Genomic DNA, 19,307 nt, shown 5'->3' with positions numbered 1-19,307 from the left:
CCGAAGTGAACCACCAACGGCGGTCTGGCGTCGCGATCCTGACGCTGAACCGACCCATGGCCAATGTCCTTGCGCATTCGCTGCGGACGGATTTGCAGAATGCCCTGAATAGCGCGGTTTCAGATGCGGAGGTTTCCGCGATTGTCCTAGCCGCGTCGGGGGCGGATTTCTCGTCCGGGGTCGATATCACCGACTATGACGGTCCGCCGAAATCGCCCTGGACCAACGACCTATGCCTTCAGATCGAGGCCTGCCCGAAACCGGTTGTCGCCGCGTTGCATGGCGCAGTTCTGGGCGGCGGTGCCGAATTGGCCCTGGCGGCCCACAAACGGGTGGCAGCGACAGGGACCCGGTTCGGCCTGCCCGAAGTTCTGCTGGGATTGATCCCCAATGGCGGCGCCACGCAGCGGCTGCCGCGGATGGTGGGCGCGCAGCGGGCGCTGGAGCTGATGCTGTCGGGACGGGAGTTTGGTGTTGAGGACCCGCGGCTGAAAAACCTGGTCGACGCCGTTGTCCCGGAGGGGGTCATCGAGGCAGCGGTCGAGACGGCTCTGGAACTGGCGCGGGCCGGAAAGTGGACCCGCACCCGCGACCGTATTGCCGGCTTTTCCGATCCTGTGGCGTATCAGAATGCCATTCGCGAGGTGCGGTCGAAATTGCGGAGTTCGCGATCTGCTGAGGCCGATATCGTCACTTGTGTCGAGGCGGCCCAACTGCTGCCCTACATGCGCGGGTTGGAGCTTGAACAGGTCCGCTTCGAGGATCGGCGCCGGACGCCGGATTCCCGCGCGCGGCGTCATTTCCACACATCGGAGCGGCGCACGGCGATCATGCCGGAACGGGCGCGGGGACGTCCGGCGGACGTCCAGCAGGTGGTGATCCCCGGAAGCGGTGCGCTTGTCGCGGAACTGGCGATCATGTGCCTCGATGCCGGTCTGAATGTCAGCCTGATGGCCGAAGATGTCGCGCGGACCGAATCCGTACGGGCGCGTATCGAAGAGATCTACAACGGCGCGGTCGATCACCATGTCCTGAACGCGGAGGCCCGTGACGCCCTGATGGCGCGTCTGACCCCGGCCTGGCCCGCGGAGGCTTTGCCGCAGGCCGATCTTGTCCTCGATGCCGGGCTGGTTGACCTGCAGGTGCATCATCATGCGCTCAATCCGGAAGCGATCTGGGTGTCGGTCGCCTCCGGCCAAGGCATGCCCACCACCGCGCCGCGCGATATTGCCGCGCGCCATCTCGAGGTTCGGGTGTATAGGCCAGTGATCAATACCAAGATGGTCGAACTCTGCGTGCCGCCGGGGGCCACCTCGGACACGGTGGTGACGGTGGCGCATCTCTTCAACCGTATGGGTCGGACGGTCGTGCGCTCGGAATGTGTCGAAGGCCTGGTTGGGGGCAACATGTCGGCGGCGTTTTTTGCTGCCGCACTGGCCCTGGCCAAGGCGGGTGTCGGACCGTACCGCATTGATGCGGCTGCGCGTGGGTTGGGTTTTGCCCATGGACCGTTCCTGCTCATGGACGAAGAGGGGCTCCCGAAAGTGGCCGCCCGTCTGCAGCGCCGGGTCGAGGCTGGCGGCGAAGGCGACAGCGATCTCCTGACGCCGCGGATCGCCGCGGGGGCGACTGGCCGTGGCGCGGGGCGTGGCTTTTACATCTATGATGACGGCGGTGCGCATCCTGACCCGGAGTTGAAGGATGGCGTGGGCGCGGCGCCGGTTGAGGCTGCCGTGGCCAATCCCCGCGCGGCTTTGGAGGCCGCGTTGGTAAACGAGGCGGCCCGGTTGCTTGGGGCGCAGGTGGTGCAGCGCGCGTCGGATATCGACGTGATCATGGTTCGTGGTTTCGGGTTTGATGCGCGCCGGGGCGGGCCGCTGTTTCAGGCGGATGTCACGGGTCTCTTGAGCATCCTCAACGATCTGAAGCGCTTGGCTTCGGTGTCGGCATCCCTGTGGCAACCGCACGAGATGATCGAAACCATGGTCAAGAATGGCACCGGTTTCTTTGGCCGGAAGAGCTGAGCCGCACCTAGGTGGGTCGAACAAGCCCGGGCGGTAGGATACGGACTTCTGGCTCCCAACCGCCTCGACAAGCCCTCAGGTCAGCAGAATGCCGACCACCACCAGCATCAGCCCCGTCATCGAAAGAAAAAGCGCACCGGTATTCATCGGCACGACCTGCTGCAGCTTGGCGCGCAGGGCGTCGTCATCGAGGCCGGCCTTGCGCGCCTTCCAAACGGTGACGATGCACCAGACCAATCCCGCAAGACCAAGCAGCGACACGACGGCACCTAACCAGACAAGAGCTTCCATGGGTTCGATCCTTTGGCTTTTGCGCAAGACGCACACTCCGCGCGCCTACCTGAACGCCGCCAAAACTGCAAGCTGCGGCGGCATGAAGTTGCGCCTTGCAGGGGCCGGGCGGGGAGGGTAGTCAGTGGCTTCGAACCAAGTGGAGGCAGGGCAATGGACGAGATGACAACTGATACGACATACCGGGTGACAGCGGACGAGCTGCGCCAGTTCATTGAGCGGTTCGAACGGCTTGAAGCCGAGAAGAAAGACATTGCCGAGCAGCAAAAGGAAGTGATGGCCGAGGCCAAGGCGCGTGGCTACGACACCAAGGTCATGCGCAAGGTCGTGGCGCTGCGCAAGCGCGACAAGGACGATATCGCCGAGGAAGAGGCCGTGCTTGAGATGTACAAGGAAGCCCTTGGCATGTAGCCCTCGTCACGGTGTGATGAGGTTGACCCCGGACATGCGCTCGATCGCGTAAACATCTTCGTCGTAGAGCTCGGTCATGTGGTCGATCATCTCTTCGGTCCAGCCGGGCACGTCAAGTTCTTCCTCGATGGCTTCCTCATCCGCGAACTTGTCGAGAAAGGCAGCAATGACGCGGCGTTTCTGGATTTCGGTCATGCCGGGGTGGGAACCGACATAGGAATTGAACCGCTGCAGGCCCGGTTCGGTCATAATCTCTTCGAGCAGGGCAAATTCACCTTCAAGCGCGACAGTGGGATCAAGCCCCGCCATTTCACGCATGATCTGCGCCCAGATCAGGGGGGTATCCTCGTTGCACCAGACCGTGAGGGGGATATCGGGAAACGCGGCGTTCAGCCGTTCGATCAGGTGCGACCAGCGGATGGATGTCGGATCGCCGCCGCGCAGGTATTCGGTCATTGAGGTCAGGCCGGTCGCCCCGAGGACTGCGGGCAGGAAGGTTGCCGGATTGCGGATCGCGATGAAAAGCTCGAGCCGGTCGTTCGGGAACATCTGCAGAAAAAACCCGATGCGGGCCTCGGCCGAGCTGTAGAGTTCAGCGCCGCTTGCCGCCATCTTGGGGGTCCCAAAGAAACTCGGCCCTGAAAGGATCAACCGCTCCGGTTCGAACGACAGATTTGCATTCTGCATGACCACGTCCCGGGCGCCTTCGGTAATCCCCTCCCTTGCGGCCGTTCGCAGCAGGATACGCACCGATTTGCGATAGGTGCCGGGGTTGGGAATCTCGGTCCCGTACCCCGAGAGAAGGTCGCGGTTCTTGATCAGGCATGCGCTCAGCCTGTCTTCGTCGGTCATATGTGCGCCTGCGTGGAGGACGACCTGCATCCGGGCCTCGGTTTGGTTCTGCTTTGAAAACAATATACGAGGTTTTTGCGGTAGTTAAACGGGGAAGATACCCAGCACCGTCGTCAATTCGGCGTGGCCTGCGGGGTTTGGCGCCCCTGGGGCGTGATCGTTACAAAAAGACGGTCTTGTTACACGAGGAAGTGTTTTGATACTTGGTGTCAATGGCGGCATGTACGCGGCAGGTATCGAAGAGGTGGGCAGGTGGCCAAAGGACAGATGAGAGCCGCGGATGTGCTGGCGCGCCGCCTTTATGCGGCCGGATGCCGGTGGGCGTTTGGCATGCCGGGGGGCGAGGTTCTGACGCTGGTTGATGCGCTGGAGGCTGCCGGGATTCGCTTCGTTCTGGCCAAACACGAAAACGCCGCCGGGTTCATGGCCGAAGGGACCTATCATCGCACGGGTGCGCCGGGGCTTTTGGTGGCGACCGTGGGGCCAGGGATCCTGAACGCGGTCAACGTGGTCGAGAATGCCCGGCAGGATCGCGTGCCAATGATCGTGATGTCGGGGGCCGTGGATGCCGATGAGGCGCAGGTCTACACCCATCAAGTGCTCGATCAGCAGCAGGTTTTCCGCGCGGTGACCAAGGAGAGTTTCACCCTTTCGGCTGGCGCGGCACATGTAATTGCCGACAAGGCCGTGGGCATCGCCACCGAGGGCAGGCCGGGGCCGGTTCATATCGACGTGCCGATTTCCGTAGCTGATGCACCCGCCACGGGCGACGGGGTGTTGCGCCCCGATGCGGTGGCGATGACGCCCGCGGTGGGACCGGCTTTCGACGCGGCCCGAGCGGCGCTTGCCCGGGCGCAGCGCCCTGTCATTGTCGCCGGTGTCGATGCGGTCGAGGATCGTGCCGGTGACGCGCTTCTGGCCGCGGCGGAGGCTCTTGGTGCGCCAGTCATCACCACCTACAAGGCCAAGGGCCTGATCCCCGAGGATCATCCGCTGGCGCTCGGGGGGGCGGGGTTGTCACCCAAGGCGGACAAGATCCTGCTGCCGCTGGTGGCCGGGGCCGATGTGGTGTTGGCGGCCGGATATGATCCGATCGAGATGCGCACGGGCTGGCAAAACGCCTTTGACCCCGCGCGGCAGGTGGTGATCGACATCACTGCCGAGCCCAACCACCACTACATGCACCAGGCCACCCACAACATGATCGGCAGCGTCACCGAGACCCTGCGCGCCCTGACGCCGGACGCGGTCGCAGAAACATGGTCCGATGATGCACCGGCCCGCGTGCGTGCGGAACTGCGCGAGGCCTTTGCGGTGCGCAACGATTGGGGCCCGGATGCGGTCATCGCCACCTGTCAGGAGGTTTTGCCGCCCGACACGCTGGCCACCGCCGATAGCGGCGCGCACCGGATTTTGCTGTCGCAGATGTGGGAGTGCGGTTTTCCCCGCGCATTGACCCAATCCAGCGGGCTTTGCACCATGGGCTGCGCGGTGCCGCTGGCCATCGGCGCGCAGGTGGCCGAGCCAAACCGCACGGTCGTTTCATTTTCCGGCGATGCGGGCTTCCTGATGGTCGCGGGAGAGATTTCGACCGCGGCGGAACTGGGCCTGCGGACGATCTTCGTGGTGTTCGTTGATGCGAGCCTTGCGTTGATCGAATTGAAGCAGCGGCAGCGCCAGTTGAAAAACAACGGCGTGGAATTCGGCCAGTTTGATTTCGCCGCCGTGGCGCGCGGCCTGGGCGGCAACGGGCAGCATGTACGGTCCCGGGACGAATTGCGCTCGGCGCTTGAGGCCGCCATGAACGCGGATCGCTTTACGGTGATTGCCGCAGAGATCGAAAAGAAATCCTATGACGGCATGTTCTGATCCCAAGGGTCCGCTCGATGGGCTACTGGTGCTGGATCTGTCGCGCATTCTCGCGGGGCCGACGGCCACGCAGATGTTGGGTGATCTGGGGGCGACGGTGCTCAAGATCGAAAACCCCAAGACCGGCGGCGACGATACGCGCGGTTGGGGGCCGCCCTATGCCGAGGTCAACGACGGGCAAAGCGACCTGAGCGCCTATTTCATGTCGTCGAACCGCAACAAATATTCGATCGCGGCAGACCTTTCGACCGAAGAGGGCCAGCGCCTCGTGGCCTCCCTTGCCCGGCGCGCGGATGTCCTGATCGAGAATTACAAGCCCGGCGGCTTGCGCAAATACGGGCTGGACCACGAGACGGTCTGCGCTGACAACCCCGGCCTCGTCTATTGTTCGATCTCTGGCTTCGGGCAAACTGGCCCCAACCGGGACCGCCCCGGATATGACCTGATGGCGCAGGGCTATGGCGGGATCATGTCGTTGACCGGTGCGCCGGACGGGCCGCCAATGAAGGTGGGCGTGGGGATCGCCGACGTGATGTGCGGGATGTATGCGGCGATTGGCGTGCTGGCCGCGCTGCGCCATCGCGACGCCACCGGCGAAGGGCAGCATATTGATCTGGCACTGGTCGATGCGCAGATGGCGTGGCTTGTGAATGAGGGGACGAACTACCTGACCTCGGGCCAATTGCCCGAACGGCGCGGCAATGCCCATCCCAACATCGTTCCCTACGACGTGTTCGCCGGATCCGATGGTCATGTGATCGTCGCCGTTGGCAATGACGCGCAGTTTCGACGGTTTTGCGAGGTGCTGGGTCGCAATGACCTGGCCACAGCGCCCGAATACCGCACAAACTCCGACCGGATCCGGCATCGCGATCGCCTCACACCGCAGATTGTTGAAACACTTGGCAAACTGAGCGTGGGCGAGATTTTGGAAAAGTTACAATCGGTGCAGGTTCCCTGCGGTCCGATCCATGATGTGGGGCAGGCGCTGACATCGGATCAGGCCATCGCACGTCAAACAGTGGCGCAGATACCGCATGACGGGGTGCGGGACGGTGCCGTCTCGGTTCTAGGCAATCCGCTGAAATTCTCAAAGACACCAGTGACTTACCGGCGGCCGCCGCCACGGTTCGGGCAGGATACCGATCGCTTGGCGGGCCTTTTGAGCCGGTTCGAGGGTGATGAAAAAGAAGGCAAGTAGCGCCTTTGAGGATCACTAATTCGTGAAACCGCATCACTTTCCCGCGCGCTAGCAGGCATGTGAGGTGCGAGAGAGCCGTCCACCGGTTAGGTGACTGTAACCAGGCAATAACCAAAAGGCGACCCATGCTTCATGATATCTGCACTTGTCCCGTAAGTCTGTCCCGGCGCGAAACCCTGGACGATTGGGATGCGATGACACGGGCTTTCCTTGCCCATGGCGCTGATACGCCTGTCTACCTCGGCCGTGTTCTTGAGGCCGAGCCGGGCTTTGCCATGGCCCATGCCGCCAAGAGCCTGTTTTCGATGATGATGGGCCGGCGCGAGTTGGTCGATGCGGCCCGCGCGGCCAATGCCCACGCGCAGAAGGCCTTGTCGGCGGGTGGGGCGACGCCACGCGAACGCCTGTGGTGCCAGGCGTCCGATGCTTGGATGCACGGCAGCCCCAGTCGGGCCATTGGACATATGGAAGAGGCGATGCGCCTCAACCCGGCTGACACTCTGTCGATGAAGGTAAGCCACGCGATCCGCTTTATCCTGGGCGACAATCACGGCATGCGCCGCTCGCTTGAGGCCGTGATCGGTGCCCATGGGCCGGATCATGCCCTGCGCGGCTATGCGTTGGGGTGCCTGTCCTTCGCTCAAGAGGAAACCGGGAGCTATGCCGAGGCCGAGCGCACCGGGATCGAGGCCCTGCACTACGCCAGTGACGATGCCTGGGGCCTGCACGCGGTGGCGCATGTCTATGACATGACCCACCGGCCCGATTGCGGCATCTCCCTGATCGAAGGCAACACCGACGCCTGGAACCATTGCAACAATTTCCGCTTCCATGTCTGGTGGCACAAGGCGCTGTTGCACCTCGACAAAGGGGAATATGCCCACACGCTTGACCTCTATGACCAGCAGATCCGCAACGAAAAGACAGACGATTACCGCGATTTCTCGAATGCCAGTTCGCTTTTGATGCGGCTTGAGCTCGAGGGCGTGAATGTCGGCGACCGCTGGGGTGAGCTGGCCGAGCTGGCCGAAAGCCGCAGTGACGATGGGTGCCTGGTTTTTGCCGATCTGCATTACATGCTGGCACTCGTGGGCGACAACCGCCCCGATGCGGTGGCGCGCCTGACTGCGCGGGTGGCTGAGGATGCTCAGACGGGAACCGAGGTTGCGCGCATCATGAAAGACCCCGGCCATGCGGCCGCCGAAGGTCTGGCCGCCTTTGGCGATGCGCAATACGATCGTGCCTTTGCCCATCTGGCCGCGGTACAGCCCCGGTTCCAGAACATGGGCGGCAGCCACGCGCAGCGCGACGTGTTCGAACGCCTGACCATCGAATCCGCCCTGCGTGCTGGTCGCCTAGCCGAGGCCGAGAAACTGATTTCGGCACGGACCCGCCTACGTGACGGGACAGCGGATGCCTTTGCTGATAAACGCTTGGCTTTGATTGAAGCCGCCCGTATGGCAGATCCCGCTGTAGCAGCGCAGTAATTTTGATGAGCCTCGCAGAGACGCCCCGACATATGCCCCGATCGGCTAAGCAAGATATCCTGACGGCCAAGGCCGCGCCCCTGACCGGTGTGCGCGATCCCCGTCTCGATTTCTTTCGCGGGATTGCGATGTTCATCATCCTGATTGCGCACACTCCGGGCAATTGGCTGACGCTCTGGATCCCCGCGCGGTTCGGTTTTTCCGATGCCACGGAAACCTTCGTTTTCTGCTCGGGCATGGCTTCGGCCATCGCCTTCGGCAAGGCTTTCCGTGATCGCGGCATGGCGCTTGGGACGGCGCGCGTGGCTTTCCGCTGCTGGCAGGTTTACTGGGCACATATCTGCCTCTTCTTCGCCATCGCGGCCACCATGGTGGCGCTCAACGCGGCACTGCCCGACGGGCGGAATTATATCGGGCAGCTCAATCTTTTTCCGTTTTTCAAGAACCCGACAGAGAACCTTTTGGGCCTTTTGACGTTAACCTATGTGCCGAACTACTTTGATATCCTGCCTATGTACCTGGTCATCCTGGCGATGATGCCCCTGATGGTGGCGTTGCAGCGGGTGCATATCGGTCTGATGGCGGCGGTCTCTGTGGCGATCTGGCTCAGCGCGCAGATCTGGCACTTCAACCTGCCCGCAGAGCCATGGTCCGAGCGTGGCTGGTTCTTCAATCCCTTCGGCTGGCAGCTTGTCTTCTTCACCGGTTTTTCACTGATGTCGGGCTGGATACCGGCCCCGCCCGTGGACAAGCGCCTGTTCTGGACGGCGGTGGCGATCATCGTCATCACGCTGCCCTTCGCCTATTTCCGCCTCTACAACGAATTCGCCTTCTTCAAGGAGTGGCGCAAGGAATGGGCGTTCCTAATCAACAAGACGGACTTCGGCATCCTGCGCTACGTGCATTTCCTCGCGACCGCCTATGTTGCCTGGGTGCTCGTGGGGCCGAAAGGCGTCAATATCCTGCCGCCCGCGGGCGATGGCGTGATGGCCCGGGTCTGGCGGCGGACGCTTGCGATCATCATGAAGGTGGGGCAGCAATCCCTGGCTGTTTTCGTGGCATCGATGTTCCTGGCGCGGCTTCTTGGTGTCGGATTTGACCTTCTGGGCAAGAGCCATCTGACCATGCTCCTGATCAACGGCGTGGGCTTTGCACTCATCATCGCGGTCGCCTATGGCGCGGGCTGGTTCAAGTCGCAGCCCTGGCGCGTGCAGAAGGCGTAACGCGATGCTGAGACGTGATGTCCTGACCGGCCTTTTGGCCCTTGCCGCCACCCCCGCCATCGGCGGGACCGAGGCGGCCGAACCCGGCCTGCAAACCGGCGCGCCGGTGGACTTCGACCCGTCGGAGGTTATCGAACTTGCGCGCGCCCGTGCCGCGCGGGCCTACACGCCCCGGCCGCGCATCCCCGAGGCCTGGACCAGCATCTCCTACGAAGACTATCGCAGCATCTGGTTCGATACCCGCAACGCGCTCTGGGAGGACGAGCCGGAAACGCCCCTGCGGCTCGATGTCTTCGCGCCCGGCCTCTATTTCCCGCGCCCCATCCATATTGAGATCGTGGAGGGCGGCAAATCCCGGCCCGTTGAGTTCGACCTCGGCGTTTTCGACAAGACCGACAAATTCCCCGACCTGCCGATTGACGAGACGCTGGATTATTCCGGTCTGCGCCTCAGGGCGGAGTTGGAGACACCCGGCATCTTTACCGAGTTCTTGACCTTCCAGGGGGCGAGTTATTTCCGGGCAATCGGCACGGGCGACATCTATGGCCTCTCTGCGCGCGGCCTTGCCATCGACACCGCCGGTCCCAAGGGCGAGGAGTTTCCGGATTTCGAAGCCTTCTGGCTTGAGAAGCCCGCGCCGGGGACGTCCGATTACGTGATCCATGCGCTTCTCGACAGCCCCAGTGTCGCCGGGGCCTACCGCTTTACGGTCACACCGGGACAGCCCTTGGTGATGGAGGTCGAGGCGACGCTTTTCCCCCGCGCCGAGATGAAACATGTGGGCATCGCGCCGCTCACCTCGATGTTCCAGTTCGACGAGACCAACCGCGACCGTTTCTCGGATTTCCGCCCGGCGGTGCACGATTCCGACGGGCTTTTGATCCGCAATGGCGCGGGCGAAACGCTCTGGCGACCGCTCGCCAACCCCCGCGACCTGCAGATCAGCGCGTTTGTCGATAACGGCCCGCAGGGGTTTGGCCTGATGCAGCGGGCGCGGAAGTTCAGCGATTTCGCGGACCTTGAGGCGCTTTATCATCGCAGGCCGTCGCTGTGGGTGGAGCCGCTCGAAGATTGGGGCAGGGGATCGGTCACGCTGGTCGAAATCCCGACCGATAGCGAGATTTACGACAATATCGCCGTCTACTGGCGCCCGCGCGAGGATTGGCAGCCGGGTGACGAACGCAAGCTGAGCTATCGCCTGACCTGGGGCGATCAGAACGATTACGGCAATGGCGTGCGGGTTCTTAACACCCGGATCGGGGCGGCGTTCGAGGACGGCATCATCGTCGCGATTGATTTCGAAGACGGTGCGGATATTCCCGACGATCTGGACCAGGTGGACAAGCTCATCAATGCCAGTGCCGGGGAGGTGACGACCGGCGTTCTGCAACGCAATCCCGAAACCGGTGGCCCGCGCCTTGCGTTCAAGTTCCACCCCGGCGATGCGCCGCTCGTCGAATTCCGCGCGCAGCTACGCCGTGACGGTGCGCCTTTGTCGGAAACCTGGCTTTACCGGTGGACCGCATGACGCGCTATGCCTCCTCCCATATGCCGCCGCGCGCGCCGTTGGCGTTGCAAACGCAGGATTTTGGTGTCCGGCCCGAGCCGCGTGCCAGCTACCGCGCGTCGCTGCGGGATTGGCTTTGGCGGTTTGGTGCCTTTGCCCCGGCCTGTCTTCTGACCCTGTCGCTGATCGTCGGATTGACCGACTGGTTCGCCTCGGGCGGTGTCACACTGATGGAAACGGCGGTGATCGTGCTGGTGGGCCTCACCTTCATCTGGGTCTCGCTGTCGGTCAGCACCGTGACGCTCAGCCTGATCCGGCGCGCATCGGGCGCGACCCCGCGCCGGACCGGTGGTCTGCGGGTTGTGGATGCGAACATGTCCGTGGCCCTTCTGATCCCGATCTATAACGAAACCCCGGCGGAGGTTTTTGGCAACGCCCATGCGATGCTCAAAGATCTCGCCAAGCGGCCGGATGGCCCGCGCTATAGCCTCTTTATCCTGAGCGACACCAACGATCCGGCCATCGGCGAACAGGAAGAGCGCGCCTATTTCGCCCTGCGCGCGTCGTGCCCCGAGGGTGTGAGGGTGCATTACCGGCGCCGGGCGGAAAACACCGACAAGAAGGTCGGCAACCTGAGCGACTGGATCGGCAATTGGGGCGCGGCCTATGACGCCATGCTGGTGCTTGATGCCGACAGTCTGATGAGCGGTGCGGCGATTGGGAACCTCGCACAGGAGCTTGCCAATGATCCCGATGCCGGGCTTTTGCAGAGCTATCCGGTCCTGATCGGGGCCGAAACGCTTTTTGGCCGAATGCAGCAGTTTTCGAGCACGGTCTATGGCTGGCTTCTGGCCGAGGGCGTCGCAATCTGGTCGCTCAACGAGGGCAATTACTGGGGCCATAATGCGATCATCCGCACCCGCGCTTTCGCCGAAAGCGCGCAACTGCCTTACTTGCGCGGAAGGGGCGGGCGCGAGGACCTGATCTTCAGCCATGATTTCGTCGAGGCGGGCCTCTTGCGCCGTGCCGGATGGGCCGTGCGGTTCCTGCCTCAGGGCGGCGGCAGCTACGAAGAGACGCCGCAAACGCTGATCGACTATGCGTTGCGCGACCGGCGCTGGTGCCGTGGCAATCTGCAACATCTGCGGCTACTGACGGCGCGGGGATTTCACCCGCTGACACGGTTTCACTTGCTGCAAGGCGCGATGGCGTTCCTTTTGTCGCCCGCCTGGCTGGCGCTGATCCTGATCTGGTCGATGCTGGGCATCATGAAGCCTGAAAGCACGGTCTATTTCACCGCCGCCAACCCGCTGACGCCGGTCTGGCCACAGGCGAGCGAAGTGAGCGGTTGGGTCTATCTGGCGGTGATATACGGCATGCTGCTGCTGCCCAAACTGGCAGGCATCGCGATGCTCAGCCTGCGGCCCAGGACGCGGCGTAGCTATGGCCATGTGGGCCGATTCATCGCCACCGCGGTTTTTGAAATCATCTGCTCGGTCATTTTTGCGCCGATCATGATGGTGCAGCAGAGCATCGCGGTCTTCCGCGCCTTGACCGGCCAGACCTGGACCTGGGTACCGCAAACCCGCAGCAGCGCGGGATATGGCTGGGGCTTTACTCTCTGGTTCCACAAGGTCGAGCTTGTCTTGGGCGCGGCCCTGATGGTGGCGATCTGGGCGGGCTATGCGTCGGGCTGGCTGACGCTCATCGCTCTCAGTCTGGTCCTTGCCGCGCCCCTGTCGCGGTTGAGCGCATTGCGCGTGGATCGGCGGGTGCCGTCGGTTTTCCGGCTGGATGCGCCCAACAGCTTGCGCGAACCCCGGATCTTCAAATCGGCTCTGAGCGAACGTGCCAGGATGCGCGACCTGCTGGAGCAGCAGCCCGAGGCGATGGCGGCGGAATAGCCGGTTTCCTGTGTCACCGGGGGTTTTCGCGGACCAGCCGCGCATTGCGTCACAAGGCTTCAAACCAATCCAGTGCCATATCGGCCCAGCCATCAGGTATCCTGTGCCCACCGGGAAACAGCGCCAGTTCAAGCGCAGACCCCGGCGCGCAGCGTTCCCAGGTTCGGTGCCAGAACGGACCGGAGGTTTCGAAACTGTCGGCCTTGAGGAAGTGGCAGGCATTGGTCTGCCGCCAGATATTCAGCGCGTGAAAGATATCGCCCTGGATCAAGGCGTCCGGGTCGCGGCTATCGGCCCCACGCAATACGCGCCCTTCAAGCGGGACCGTTCCGTCGGTCCAGCCATGGGTGTGCAGCATCCTGACCGGCCCGGCGCATTTCGTCGGGTGTGGGCGCCAGAAATTGCCGCCCACGGGCGCGTAGGCCGCAAAGGCATCGGGGCTGGCGCAGGCGAGATAGCTCACCATCGAGCCGCCGACCGAAAACCCGGTCAGCAGGATCCTGTCCGGGTCGATGCCATGGCGCGCCACGGCGGTATCGCGAACCGCGGCGATAAATGCTCCCTCATCGCGGGTGCTGGGGAAAAAGGGATGAAAGGCCCAGCTCAGAATGCCGCGGCCCGGGCGTTCGGATCCGGCGGGAGAGATCACCGCATAACCGCGATCCAGCAGCCGGTCGACCAATGCGCGGTTGCGGAACACCCCTTGGCCCGACCCGCCATAGCCATGCAGGAACATCACCGCCGGTGGCGGCGTTTCGGTCGCATCGGGCAGGGCGATGAAATAGGCGCCGCCCTCGATTTCGCAGGCGGTGGTCTCGCTGCAGGCTTGCGCGGGCGATGAGATTGCTGCGGTCGACAGGAGGGCCGCAAGGGCGCAGATGCGCGAAAAACCAGTCATTCAACAAACCTTTTGACGGGGTTGTCCCGGTCTACTGTGTAACGGCGACGACCGGAAGACCGCGCGCCACCCATCCGGGTCCGGCAGAGGAGCCGAGCATTCCTTCGGGGATATCCACGATATTGGTCAGGCCCGCATCGGCCAGGGCATGGGTCACCCGTCGTGACCGCACACCTGCGGCGCAGATGAAGGCGATTGGCAGATCGGGGGTATCACTGGCGGCCTGTTTGACCGCCTGCACGAAATCCGCGCGGCGCATGTCGATGGCGTGCGCGCCCGGTGCTATGCCGGTTCGCGCCCATTCATCAGGTCTGCGAATGTCCACGAGGATGAGCTTCCCTTCGTCCACAAGCTGCCGTGCTTCAGGGGCGCTCAGCGTGACATCGGTCGCGCGGGCGCTGTCGGGCCGGGTCAGAAAATACGCCCCGCCGGAGGCCCCGATTACCAGGGCCCCGAGCAGGACGCGACGATTGATGACCCCGCCCGCCACGGGTCAGTTGGCGACCGGAGCAGGAGAGGTGAAGAACGGGATCGTGATGGTCGAGGCCGGGTCAGGCTCGATCTTGGTCCAGTTGCCATCGGCGGTTTCGATCCGGCCGGGGATGTCCTCTTCCCAAAAGCCCACCACATCTTCGGTGATGTTCAGGTACAGTCTGTCATCGACGATCCGCCACAGGTGAGGGTTGCCCGGCACCTTGCCGCCCACCGACACGCCATAGGCGCAGTGGCCGTCGAATTCGGGCGTGTATTTCTCGGGGTTGGCGAGGAAGGCATCACGGTTTTCTTCGGTGGCGAAGGCAAATGTGCTGCCGTTGTGTTCGGCGGTGATGTCCTTGCGTCCGGGGACAGCTTCGGGCTGCGGCTGTCCGACCTCGGACTGCGGCAGGCTGTGATAGGCCACGACGTCATAGCCCGAGACAGCGAAACCCGTTTCGTCGATAAATTGCGGTCCGGCCCAGGCGGCCATGCCAGACGCCGCGACAAAGGTGGAAGCAAGTAGAATACGTCTCATTTGCGAGACCTCCTGTTGGTCGGTTGAGTCGAGGCCAACATAACGGGGCAGGGACCATTTACAGCCTGCCCTCGCAGGGTTGTGATGGTCTGACAATTGGCGTTACCTGATGCCATCTCTTGCCTGCTCCCGTCCCCTTTGCGCAACAATTAGGCACGCGGCGTGCGCTGCTGACATAATATTACAGGAGAGCTTGAGGCGGTCAAAAATTTATCGCCGATTGTGACCGGGGGGTGTGTGCAATACGAAAAAGTTTGGCTAGTCTCCTCTGGTTCGGTGTTTGGTTCCGTTTGTTTGATGCTGCCGGCCGGCTGGCCAACAACCCGGTATGATCCATGAAAATACGCTTGCTTACAGTTTTCGTTCTGCTCTTGGCTGCAGGTTTCCGCGGCGCGATTGCGCAGGATGGACCACCGCCCGTTACCGTCGCCAAGCCGGTGGTGAAGGAAATCATCGAAACCGACGAGTTCGTCGGCCGGTTCGAGGCCGAATCCGAGATCGAATTGCGTGCGCGGGTGTCGGGGTACCTGAGCCGGGTGCATTTCACCGATGGCCGGGTTGTCAAAAAGGGCGATCTGCTGTTCACGATCGAGCAACGCACCTTCGAGACTGCGTTGCGCCAGGCGCGGACCCAGATCAGCGTGGCGCAATCGACCTTCGACTTCGCGCAGGAGCAGCTTCAGCGCGCCGAGGCATTGGTAACGAACGGCAATATCTCGCAGAGTGCGGTGGATCAGCGGCGCGAGGCATTCCTGTCGGCGCGCGGCGCGCTCGAGCAGGCCTTGGCGGCCGAGGAACTGGCCGAGATCGAGCTGGAATTTACCGAGATCCGAGCGCCTATTTCGGGCAGGATCGACCGGCGGCTTGTCAATCCCGGCAACCTTGTGACGGCCAATGAAACGGTGCTGACGTCGATTGTCTCCAGCGATCCGGTCTATTTCTATTTCGACATCGACGAGCGGTATTTCCTCTCCTACGCCCGCGATGCAAGGGCGCGGGGCGTGCCGCTGCAAGAGGGCGGCGGGGGCCTTGAGGTGCGCGTGCAGCTTTCCGACGAGACCATTCCGCCGCAGGTTGGCGTACTAGACTTCTCCGAAAACCGTATCGACCGTGAAACCGGGACCATGCGCGTGCGCGCCGTGCTCGACAATCCCGACGACCTTCTGACGCCGGGGCTTTTTGGCCGGATCGCGGTGCCGGGCTCTTTGCCCTATGAAGGCGTGTTGGTGCCCGACGAGGCCATCGTCGCCGATCAGAACAGGCGCCTCGTGATGACCGTTGATGGCGAAGGCACGGTGGTGCCCCTTGTCGTTGCGCCGGGGCCGATGGTCGATGGCTACCGCGTGATCCGGTCCGGCCTGGACGGGTCGGAAACCATCATCATCGACGGTATCGTGCGCGCCCGCCCGGGCGGGTCCGTGACGCCGGAAATGTCGGAACTCCCGCCGGTCGCGGAGAACTGACATGGGGCGCTTTTTCGTAAACCGGCCGATTTTCGCGGCGATCGTCTCCATTGTGATGACGATCATCGGGCTGGTCGCCTATTTCCAACTCCCGATCGAGCAATATCCGCAGATTGCACCCCCCTCCATCGTTGTAAGTGCCTCCTATCCCGGGGCTGACGCCGAAACCATTGCCGCCACGGTTGCCACGCCGCTTGAGCAGGAGGTCAACGGTGTGGAGGGGATGCTTTACCTGTCGTCCTATTCCACCGCCGACGGGTCGATGAGCCTGACGATCACCTTCAAGCTCGGCACGGACCTCGATGTGGCGCAGGTGCTGGTGCAAAACCGTGTTTCTGCCGCCCTTCCGCGCTTGCCGCAGGAGGTGCGCAACCTCGGTGTAACCACGACGAAATCCTCGCCCGACCTTATGATGGTCGTGCACATGTTGTCACCGGATGAAACCTTCGATCAGCTCTACGTGTCGAACTATGCCCGCGCGCGGGTGCGGGATCGCCTGGTCCGGCTCGACGGGGTGGGCAACCTGCTGCTCTTCGGCGAACGTGAGTTTTCCGCGCGCGTCTGGCTCGACCCGGACCGGTTGGCCTCGCTCAGCCTGACGGCGGGCGATGTGGTGAACGCCTTGCGGGAGCAGAACGTGCAGGTCTCGGGCGGCTCGCTCGGCGCCCCCCCCAACCGCACGGGCAGCGCATTCCAGATTTCTGTGACGACCGCCGGCCGTCTGCAAACCCCCGAAGAATTCGGCCGCGTCATCGTCAATTCCACTGAAGACGGCCGGATCGTCCGGGTGCGTGACGTGGCGCGGGTGGAGATCGGGGCGCGGTCTTACGGTACGAATTCCTATCTCAACAACAAGCCCGCCGTCGCCATGGGGATTTTCCAGAGGCCCGGGTCAAATGCGCTTGCCACGGCGGATGAGATCATTGCCGTCATGGACGAGTTGAGTGAGGATTTCCCACCCGGCCTTGAATACCAGGTGGTCTACAACCCGACGGCCTTTATCTCGGCCTCGATCAACGCGGTTTACACCACGATTGCCGAAGCAGTGATCCTTGTGGTGATCGTTATCATGGTCTTCCTGCAAAGTTGGCGCATGGCGATCATCCCGCTGGTTGCGATCCCGATTTCGCTGATTGGGACGTTCGCGATCATGCTGGCACTTGGCTTTACGCTCAACCTGCTGACGCTCTTCGGCTTGATCCTCGCCATCGGCATCGTGGTCGATGACGCCATCGTCGTGGTCGAAAATGTCGAGAGGAATATCAAGGACGGCCAATCCCCGCGCGAGGCATCGCTTGTCACGATGGACGAGGTGTCGAGCGCCATTGTCGGCATGACGCTGGTGCTGATCGTGGTCTTCATTCCCTCGGCCTTCGTGCCTGGGATCACGGGGCAGTTCTACATGCAGTTCGCGGTGACGATTTCGGTGGCCACGATCCTGTCTGCGCTCATTTCTCTGAGCCTTTCCCCCGCGCTTTCGGCGGTCCTTCTGCGCCCGGCGGATGCTCATGGCTCGAAAAATCCGATCTCGCGGCTCTTCGATGCGTTTGGGCGTGGCTTCAACCGGGTTTTTGACGCCATCACTGCCATCTACGCGCGTATCATCGCCTTCCTCGTGCGGTCATGGGCGACCTTGTGCTTGTCGCTACTGGTTTATTTCGCCCTCTTGGGCTCGACCGTGTTGACGATTCAATCGGTCCCGACTGGTTTCATCCCCGAGACCGATCAGGGCTATGCCATTGTCGTGGTGCAACTGCCGGACGGTGCCTCGCTGGAGCGGACCGATGAAGTCATCAAACAGGCGACGGAAATCGCGCTCGAGACGCCGGGCGTCAAGAATGCCGTAGCTTTTGCCGGGTTTTCGGGTGCCACCTTCACCAATGCCTCGAACCAGGGTGTGATCTTCACCGCCTTCGAAAGTTTCGAAGACCGCGGCAAGGCGGGCCTGCCGGCGGGGGCCATTGTCGGATCGCTCTTCGGGCGGATGCAGGTGATCCGTGAGGCGTTCATCATCGCCATCGCGCCCCCCTCGGTGCGCGGCGTCGGTACCGGCGGCGGCTTCAAACTGCAATTGCAGGAAAAAGAAAGCGCCGATATGGGCCGCGTTCTGGGTGGGGCCTATGCGATCATGGGGGCCGCGCAGCAGTCCGACAAGGTGACCGGCGTCTTCACCACTTTTTCGGCCAGCAGCCCGCAGGTGTTCTTGGACATCGACCGGGTGCGCGCGCAGATCCTGAATGTCCCCATTGGAGCGATCTTTGAGACGCTCGCGATCAATCTCGGCTCGGCCTATGTCAACGATTTCAACGCCTACGGACGGTTGTTCCAGGTGCGCGCGCAGGCGGACGAAGATTTCCGTCTGGAGAACGCCGATATCGCCAATCTCAAGGTCCGCTCGGCCACGGGCGCGCTTATCCCGCTCGGGACATTGGTCGAAATCCGCGACACGGCGGGCCCTGTGCTGGTGCAGCGGTATAATCAGCTTGTTTCGGTCCCGGTGCAGGGCTCCGCCGCGCCCGGCATCTCGACGGGTGAGGCGCTGATCGAGATGGAGAAGCTGGCCGATGCGGTCCTGCCGCCGGGCATCGACTATGAGTGGACCGAGCTTGCCTTGCAGGAACGCTCACAAGGCAACACCGCGGCCTATATCTTTGCGTTGTCGGTGCTCTTGGCCTTCCTCTTCCTTGCCGCTCTCTACGAAAGCCTGACCTTGCCCTTCGCGATCATCCTGATCGTGCCGCTGTCGATCCTCGCCGCCCTGCTGGGCGTTTCCTTCCGCGGGATGGACAACAACATCCTCACGCAGGTTGGCCTGATCGTTCTGGTGGGGCTTGCGGCCAAGAACGCGATCCTGATCGTGGAATTCGCCAAACAGGCGCGCGAAGGCGGGATGGGCATCGTCGAGGCCGCGGTTGAGGCCAGCCGCCTGCGCCTGCGCCCGATCCTGATGACGGCTTTTGCCTTCATCCTGGGGGTCGTGCCACTGATGATCGCCACCGGGCCGGGCGCGGAGATGCGTCAGGCGCTTGGGACCGCGGTCTTTTTCGGTATGCTGGGCGTGACCATCATGGGCCTTTTTCTGACGCCGGTGTTTTACGTCACCATCATGCGGATCTTTTCGCGCAAGAAGGAGTGAGAGCCTTTGCAGGCAGGCCCATCATGGCC

General features: G+C 62.8%; 15 protein-coding genes. 10 read left to right on the top strand and 5 right to left on the bottom strand.

Annotated features, from left to right (window positions below):
* The first annotated feature begins 5 nt into the window (after window positions 1-5).
* Complete coding sequence (locus RBB29_RS05885) at window positions 6-2,024, top strand: enoyl-CoA hydratase-related protein (RefSeq protein ID WP_306113841.1); 2,019 nt, start codon at window positions 6-8, stop codon at window positions 2,022-2,024.
* Between the two features lie 75 nt (window positions 2,025-2,099).
* Here RBB29_RS05885 and RBB29_RS05880 read toward each other — a convergent pair whose 3' ends face one another.
* On the bottom strand, window positions 2,100-2,315 hold the full coding sequence (locus RBB29_RS05880; RefSeq protein WP_306113627.1) for a hypothetical protein: 216 nt from the start codon (window positions 2,313-2,315) through the stop codon (window positions 2,100-2,102).
* A gap of 153 nt (window positions 2,316-2,468) precedes the next feature.
* Between RBB29_RS05880 and RBB29_RS05875 the strand changes: the two genes are divergently transcribed.
* The gene (locus tag RBB29_RS05875; RefSeq protein ID WP_306113626.1) at window positions 2,469-2,726 is read left to right on the top strand and encodes a DUF2312 domain-containing protein; all 258 of its coding nucleotides are present in this window, start codon (window positions 2,469-2,471) and stop codon (window positions 2,724-2,726) included.
* A 6-nt stretch (window positions 2,727-2,732) separates the two neighbouring features.
* On the opposite strand, the gene RBB29_RS05870 is transcribed toward RBB29_RS05875, so the two are convergent.
* On the bottom strand, window positions 2,733-3,578 hold the full coding sequence (locus RBB29_RS05870; RefSeq protein WP_306113625.1) for a hypothetical protein: 846 nt from the start codon (window positions 3,576-3,578) through the stop codon (window positions 2,733-2,735).
* Between the two features lie 267 nt (window positions 3,579-3,845).
* Between RBB29_RS05870 and RBB29_RS05865 the strand changes: the two genes are divergently transcribed.
* The 6 genes from RBB29_RS05865 to mdoH all read left to right on the top strand — a co-directional run bounded on the left by RBB29_RS05865 (window position 3,846) and on the right by mdoH (window position 12,769).
* On the top strand, window positions 3,846-5,447 hold the full coding sequence (locus tag RBB29_RS05865) for a thiamine pyrophosphate-binding protein (protein WP_306113840.1): 1,602 nt from the start codon (window positions 3,846-3,848) through the stop codon (window positions 5,445-5,447).
* Window positions 5,431-6,648, top strand: coding sequence for a CaiB/BaiF CoA-transferase family protein (locus RBB29_RS05860; protein ID WP_306113624.1), 1,218 nt, complete (start codon window positions 5,431-5,433; stop codon window positions 6,646-6,648). The genes RBB29_RS05865 and RBB29_RS05860 overlap by 17 nt, the downstream gene beginning before the upstream one ends.
* Window positions 6,649-6,773: 125 nt before the next feature.
* Window positions 6,774-8,135, top strand: a complete 1,362-nt coding sequence (locus RBB29_RS05855) for a tetratricopeptide repeat protein (RefSeq protein WP_306113623.1) — start codon at window positions 6,774-6,776, stop codon at window positions 8,133-8,135.
* A 32-nt stretch (window positions 8,136-8,167) separates the two neighbouring features.
* Window positions 8,168-9,358, top strand: coding sequence for an OpgC family protein (locus RBB29_RS05850; RefSeq protein WP_306113622.1), 1,191 nt, complete (start codon window positions 8,168-8,170; stop codon window positions 9,356-9,358).
* A 4-nt stretch (window positions 9,359-9,362) separates the two neighbouring features.
* A complete protein-coding gene (locus tag RBB29_RS05845; RefSeq protein WP_306113621.1) occupies window positions 9,363-10,886 on the top strand; it encodes a glucan biosynthesis protein in 1,524 nt (507 codons plus the stop codon).
* On the top strand, window positions 10,883-12,769 hold the full coding sequence (gene mdoH / locus RBB29_RS05840; RefSeq protein WP_306113620.1) for a glucans biosynthesis glucosyltransferase MdoH: 1,887 nt from the start codon (window positions 10,883-10,885) through the stop codon (window positions 12,767-12,769). The genes RBB29_RS05845 and mdoH overlap by 4 nt, the downstream gene beginning before the upstream one ends.
* 49 nt (window positions 12,770-12,818) lie before the next feature.
* Here mdoH and RBB29_RS05835 read toward each other — a convergent pair whose 3' ends face one another.
* Genes RBB29_RS05835 through RBB29_RS05825 form a run of 3 tightly spaced genes read right to left on the bottom strand, consistent with a single transcriptional unit; the run spans window position 12,819 to window position 14,679 of the window.
* On the bottom strand, window positions 12,819-13,667 hold the full coding sequence (locus RBB29_RS05835) for a PHB depolymerase family esterase (protein WP_306113619.1): 849 nt from the start codon (window positions 13,665-13,667) through the stop codon (window positions 12,819-12,821).
* A 31-nt stretch (window positions 13,668-13,698) separates the two neighbouring features.
* Window positions 13,699-14,157 (bottom strand): rhodanese-like domain-containing protein, encoded by a 459-nt coding sequence (locus tag RBB29_RS05830; protein WP_306113618.1) that lies wholly within the window; start codon window positions 14,155-14,157, stop codon window positions 13,699-13,701.
* 3 nt (window positions 14,158-14,160) lie between these two features.
* Window positions 14,161-14,679 (bottom strand): YHS domain-containing (seleno)protein, encoded by a 519-nt coding sequence (locus RBB29_RS05825; protein ID WP_306113617.1) that lies wholly within the window; start codon window positions 14,677-14,679, stop codon window positions 14,161-14,163.
* A 335-nt stretch (window positions 14,680-15,014) separates the two neighbouring features.
* On the opposite strand from RBB29_RS05825, the gene RBB29_RS05820 reads away from it, so the two are divergent.
* Window positions 15,015-16,142: an efflux RND transporter periplasmic adaptor subunit gene (locus tag RBB29_RS05820; protein ID WP_306113616.1), complete on the top strand. Its 1,128-nt coding sequence runs from the start codon at window positions 15,015-15,017 to the stop codon at window positions 16,140-16,142.
* 1 nt (window position 16,143) lies between these two features.
* Window positions 16,144-19,278 carry an efflux RND transporter permease subunit gene (locus RBB29_RS05815; protein WP_306113615.1) on the top strand — a complete coding sequence of 1,045 codons (3,135 nt, stop codon included), beginning with the start codon at window positions 16,144-16,146 and terminating at the stop codon, window positions 19,276-19,278.
* Window positions 19,279-19,307 lie beyond the last annotated feature (29 nt).

The sequence above is a fragment of the Roseovarius sp. MMSF_3359 genome (assembly GCF_030733385.1).
In the GTDB taxonomy this organism is placed as follows: domain Bacteria; phylum Pseudomonadota; class Alphaproteobacteria; order Rhodobacterales; family Rhodobacteraceae; genus Roseovarius.
Note: the sequence above shows the minus strand (reverse complement) of the source record. Positions and strands in the feature narration are given on the sequence as shown.